Annotated in this window: 4 protein-coding genes; 2 read left to right on the top strand and 2 right to left on the bottom strand. The window is 47.5% G+C overall.

The window, feature by feature from the left end; genetic code table 11:
- Positions 1 to 321, bottom strand: a 321-nt coding sequence (locus tag RMO52_RS07710; protein ID WP_310412565.1) for a helix-turn-helix domain-containing protein, incomplete at its 3' end; no start/stop codon positions are given.
- Between the two features lie 106 nt (positions 322 to 427).
- Between RMO52_RS07710 and RMO52_RS07705 the strand changes: the two genes are divergently transcribed.
- Positions 428 to 865 (top strand): thioesterase family protein, encoded by a 438-nt coding sequence (locus RMO52_RS07705; RefSeq protein WP_310412562.1) that lies wholly within the window; start codon positions 428 to 430, stop codon positions 863 to 865.
- Positions 866 to 891: 26 nt separating this feature from the next.
- On the opposite strand, the gene RMO52_RS07700 is transcribed toward RMO52_RS07705, so the two are convergent.
- Positions 892 to 1785 carry a DMT family transporter gene (locus tag RMO52_RS07700; protein ID WP_310412559.1) on the bottom strand — a complete coding sequence of 298 codons (894 nt, stop codon included), beginning with the start codon at positions 1783 to 1785 and terminating at the stop codon, positions 892 to 894.
- Positions 1786 to 1812: 27 nt separating this feature from the next.
- Between RMO52_RS07700 and RMO52_RS07695 the strand changes: the two genes are divergently transcribed.
- Positions 1813 to 2613: a hypothetical protein gene (locus RMO52_RS07695; protein WP_309738883.1), complete on the top strand. Its 801-nt coding sequence runs from the start codon at positions 1813 to 1815 to the stop codon at positions 2611 to 2613.
- The last annotated feature ends 362 nt before the right edge of the window (positions 2614 to 2975 follow it).

Below are 2975 nucleotides of genomic sequence, written 5' to 3'. Positions count from 1 at the left end.
CGTGCCCTCCAAATGTTTTAAACCCCAAGCTGCCATCACTTTGAGTACTGGACGCAGACTCGTACCCTCTGGGGTTAATTGATAATTCATGCGGCGAGAGTGGTTGCTATAGGGCTGTTTTGTCACCAAGCCCAATTCCTCTAGCAACTTGAGCCGATTGGCGAGGATATTCGTGGAGATCCCTTCAGGCGACTCCAAGAACTCCTCAAATCGCTGCTTGTCAAAAAACATCATGTCCCGAATTATCAACAGCGTCCAGCGATCGCCGATGAGGTCTAGAGTACAGGAAACAGGGCACGGAGAGCGTCTGGGTAGTGTCATTTCATCAAAATTGACTGGGCTGGCGATCGAAATTTCAGGTAATTAATTGCATTTTACAAGTTATCTCTGGTAATATTAATTTTAACTTGCAATCTAAAACTTACTTATGAGCGCGATCGAGCAGTCTAAGCCATTAGAGACAACACTACACCTACCAGTCAAAACCTATGACATTGACTTTGCGGGGATTGTCAGCAATATCGTCTATGTCCGCTGGCTGGAAGATCTGCGGATAGAAATGCTAAATCGCTTTTTACCACTAGAAGAACTACTTCAGAAGGGAATTGCGCCCCTGATTTTACAGACTAAAATTGATTATAAGCAAGCAATTCAAATGGCCGATCGACCGATCGGTAAAATGTGGATCGAATCGATCGAATCGCTACGTTGGCAAGTAAGCGCAGAAATTTCTAGTGCGGGGAAGACATCGGCGATCGCCCAACAGACGGGTATCTTCATTAACTTGGCAACGAAAAGACCGAGCCGAATTCCTGACAGGTTGCAACAACTATATCAGGAGTCGCGATCGGCTACTAATCCTTAAGTCAAAAATTTATCACAGAGGAAAACTTACGATTTAGCCGCAATTTGCGTGCGTTTACCTAATAACACACAGCCAATAACTGCGATCGCAAAACCGATCGTTTCGATCGATAATCGCTCGCCCAATAAAATCGCCGATGACGCGATCGTCATGAACGGCTGTATTAGCTGTAGTTGTCCGATTCGGGCAATTCCCCCCAGTGCTAAACCGCGATACCAGGCAAAAAATCCCAGAAACATACTAAAAACACTGACATATAAAAAAGCCAGCACCGCATTGACAGAAATTAATGAAAAATTAGCTGGTAAATGTTGCCAGACAATCGGTAGCAATACGGGTACCGACAAAATCAACGCCCAACAGATGACTTGCCACGAGCCAAAGGTACGGGATAAAACCGCCCCCTCCGCATAGCCTAAAGCCGCAGATCCCACCGCTCCCAATAATGCTAGATCCGCCATCCGGAGCGAGCCGCCACCAGTCACCAGCGCGAAAATAAGCACCAACGCACTCCCTAAACTCGCAAACAGCCAAAAACCTCGCAACGGTCGCTCGCCAGCCCGCCACGCGCCACACAGAGCTGTCGAGAGGGGTAATAGTCCCGTAATCACTGCCCCATGCGACGCGGCGGCATCTTTCATCGCGATCGCCGACAGCAGCGGAAACCCAACGACAACCCCAGCCGTAACGATCGCGAAATTTGGTAAAAATCTCAGCGGGGGAATAGTTTGACGGGTAATAACCAGTAAAATTAATGATAAACCCGCAGCTACGATCGCGCGACCCAAACCGACAAACACCGGATCGAAACCAGTGACGGCAATCCGCGTTGCTGGCAAAGTGAGGCTAAAAATTAGCACCCCCAGAAATCCATAACCGAAACTCGTTAGCTCAGATTGAGAACGTGGATTTGGACTCATTTTATCCTCTAAACCATCTGCCAAATTATGACATCATTTAGCTTAAATATCGAAGTCACATTCATAGACGAGCTTACCGATGAGTCGCTCGGGGTCACGTATATACCCGCGAATAATCTGCCAGATTCATTTGAAAAAGATACCACGATCGAACTCAGTGGTGCAGACTGGCGCGTCCTCAATGCTCGACCAAAAACTCGCGCCCAATATACCAAATCCAAGCAGCTAATTTTATGGATTCGGAGAATCGAATCAGTTAATCCCAACGATATTCTCTACAGTTTGCCATCGATTTGTAAAGTAGTTCCAGCACTAAGCGCTAGCTCACTCGTAGGCAATGAATTAACGATCGCCGAAGATGATTGGCGACAATTTGAATTTATTTCTCATCAACTCGCCGACAAAGTAGACAAAGAAATTGCCAAAATTAGATTGATTCACGAACGCGCTACCGTAGGCATAGGCTGGACAGAAATGCACCTGCGATCGAAACCAGAAATCCCGATCGTGACTAATCTTGCCTTACCCCATCTGGCAACTATGTTAGAAGTTGGTAAGTCCGATGGGATAACTTATGATGGCTCGCGATCGCCAATAAATGACGGTTATTCATTTAAATTAAATGACGACTTCTCTATCTATGGATTAGCCCCAAATGCTAAAGTCCGCGTACTTGCGATCGGTCAAGATTCCAACATTCCCCCAAACCAAGAATCGATCGATCGACTCCAGCAGCTCGCTCGCAAACTCAATCTCGATTTGGTACATTGGTGTCGTTGCATCCGAGTCAGTCCAGACGACCCAAAGTTCGGCTCGTTGCTATCCTAAAAAGATCGATCGTAAATTTGTCACTCAACCCTCTATAGAACCCATTTTAAGACCTTCTAGTGGGGAGGACGGGTTTGGTCGATATCAAACAGTCAAATCGATATCCTCTAGCATAAACCCGCCCCTACAGTCGATTTACATCCAATAACCCCCAACTAAAATCTAGAATGGAGTGAATGCCGCACCACGCTAGCACACAGATCGACCCTTACGCAGGAGAGTTTGAGAGGCGGCGTTCCGCCTGTCTTGTCTCGCTAAACCGTCGGGGAACCCGACGAGCGCGAGCCGCTTTCAACGGGGGGCTGGGGGTCGGAGCGACGCGCGCTCTGGAGGTTCCCTCCAGGTATAGCGCGTCAAGACAA

The sequence above is a fragment of the Chamaesiphon sp. OTE_8_metabat_110 genome (genome assembly GCF_031382685.1).
In the GTDB taxonomy this organism is placed as follows: Bacteria; Cyanobacteriota; Cyanobacteriia; order Cyanobacteriales; family Chamaesiphonaceae; genus Chamaesiphon.
The sequence above is the reverse complement of the archived record's forward strand: the minus strand, read 5'-3'. Positions and strand labels throughout refer to the sequence as shown.

Coding starts and splice junctions, on each gene's coding strand:
- RMO52_RS07700 (WP_310412559.1), bottom strand. CDS start 1,785: ATGAGTCCAAATCCACGTTCTCAATCTGAGCTAACGAGTTTCGGTTAT.
- RMO52_RS07705 (WP_310412562.1), top strand. CDS start 428: ATGAGCGCGATCGAGCAGTCTAAGCCATTAGAGACAACACTACACCTA.
- RMO52_RS07695 (WP_309738883.1), top strand. CDS start 1,813: ATGACATCATTTAGCTTAAATATCGAAGTCACATTCATAGACGAGCTT.